This window comes from Acetobacterium sp. K1/6 (assembly GCF_034438075.1).
Taxonomy (GTDB): Bacteria; Bacillota; Clostridia; order Eubacteriales; family Eubacteriaceae; genus Acetobacterium; species Acetobacterium carbinolicum.
In genome coordinates this window covers 1-1,683 of sequence record NZ_JAXQGA010000065.1, presented here as the reverse complement: position 1 = coordinate 1,683, position 1,683 = coordinate 1, and the positions used below count along the sequence as shown (strand labels likewise).

3 protein-coding genes are annotated in these 1,683 nt (G+C 31.6%); all 3 read right to left on the bottom strand.

Annotation, left to right across the window (positions count from 1 at the left end; genetic code table 11):
• Positions 1–60: 60 nt before the first annotated feature.
• The 3 genes from U2P91_RS17860 to U2P91_RS17855 all read right to left on the bottom strand — a co-directional run bounded on the left by U2P91_RS17860 (position 61) and on the right by U2P91_RS17855 (position 1,557).
• Complete coding sequence (locus U2P91_RS17860; RefSeq protein WP_111889618.1) at positions 61–768, bottom strand: hypothetical protein; 708 nt, start codon at positions 766–768, stop codon at positions 61–63.
• A gap of 83 nt (positions 769–851) precedes the next feature.
• Entirely contained in the window at positions 852–914 is a 63-nt protein-coding gene (locus U2P91_RS18025; protein WP_371414220.1) for an IS3 family transposase, read from the bottom strand.
• 10 nt (positions 915–924) lie between these two features.
• On the bottom strand, positions 925–1,557 hold the full coding sequence (locus tag U2P91_RS17855) for a restriction endonuclease (protein WP_256372229.1): 633 nt from the start codon (positions 1,555–1,557) through the stop codon (positions 925–927).
• Positions 1,558–1,683: the final 126 nt, after the last annotated feature.

The following is a 1,683-nucleotide window of genomic DNA, read 5'->3' as shown; positions in this document are numbered from 1 at the left end:
GAATCGTCCACGGTATCAATGTGTGTGCTACCGGTATCCAATTGAATATCGTTGGTATCATTACCGTGAAATATTCAGCTGTTGAAACTTTCCTCCATACATCGGATGACAATAAGTTTTTTTAGGGACTTTTTTATTGCATCGAAAACACAAGTTTTCCTTATATTTAATATGCGTGTGTATATCACCTTGCCATTTTTTAGAAACCTCAGCAACCATAGGTGGAAATGCATCAGCGCCAAGTGAATATGTCCATGGATCACTGGTGCTACGATTTTGAAGTGGTTTCTGAATTCTTAATTTAATGTAATTCTCAATTGCTTTTCTTTCACATTCACAAAAATAAAAATCTTCTCCGACATCATCAGAAAAGGCAAAAAAAGCACCACAATGAGATGGATATAAGACCACTGGCATAGGCAATTTTTCGATTGTCACATCCCCCATTGATACATCACTTCCGCTATTCACTAGAACACTATACTTACCAGCATGTTTTTTTAATTCAGTAATAAATTCACAAAAATCAAGATAACATTTATATTCTTTCCCATAAAGCAGCACAGATGAACCTTTCCAATTGCGAACAATTTCAATAATCTTGTTTATCTCATCTTGATTCATAAAATATTCATCTACTGTATCGATAAAAAAAGAATGGAGCTTGTTTTTTTCACAATAATGAGGAATTTCTTTAGCGAGCTGAACTGTTTTTTTATATTGTTTTGAACGTGATTGTCCAAATGTGACTTGAATAATTTTATCCATCAAAGCATTCCTAAATTTAAGCATTTTTCTCCGCTTTTCTTTTTAACTCAAACTATCGCACATTAAAAACACTAAATCGATGGTCAAATAACCAATTTTGAATGAATTCTTACATTGTTATACCAATTGACATAATTTTGCTTCATAGAATTTTTTTTATTCATTATCCATATACGCTTTCATTGTTGATATATAACGATCGGGTTTATTGGGTTTCACACTCAATTTTTCAAGTATTTCTAATGCATCAGAAAGTTTTTGATACAATTTATTTAAATATTCTTCAATATCAGAATAAATAGAATTAATTGGAGTTCCCTCAATATAAAAATTATCATTCATTAATTTAGACTTCGTTACAAAACATGATTGACTCGTAACTTTCCTCATATTATTACAAATATGTCGATAGATTATAGACTCTTGAATCGTTAACTTTTCACATTCATAATCGTAAACATCATCAAAACTCATAACACGCGCTGCCATTTTTTTGACCGTCCATAACCGATTGTCAATCCATCTATGCATAATAATATTCAGAAAGCTTTCCCAAGTTTCAAGTCGAATATTTGAATATTTTGCTGCATCAATAGCTCCAGATTGATACCCATTTTTAGATATCATAATGCCTAATTCCGCTCCAGAGTCATAAACAACAGTTCTAAAAGCATGTACCTTTTCTTTTGTCACAGGTGTGTTCCAATATTTGCATTCGCACAATATTTGTTTTACTAATTCATTTGGGGTTTCAATATAAACATCAACTTCAACAGTACCTCTTGCTATTTCTAGTATGTAAGGTGTCGTTGCTTGATATCCTGCTATTTTTAAATATTGGATAGGCTATACTTAACTGGACAGATTTACTAAGGTCATATAAACTAAATCCATAAAATGAAGGAGAACCAATAT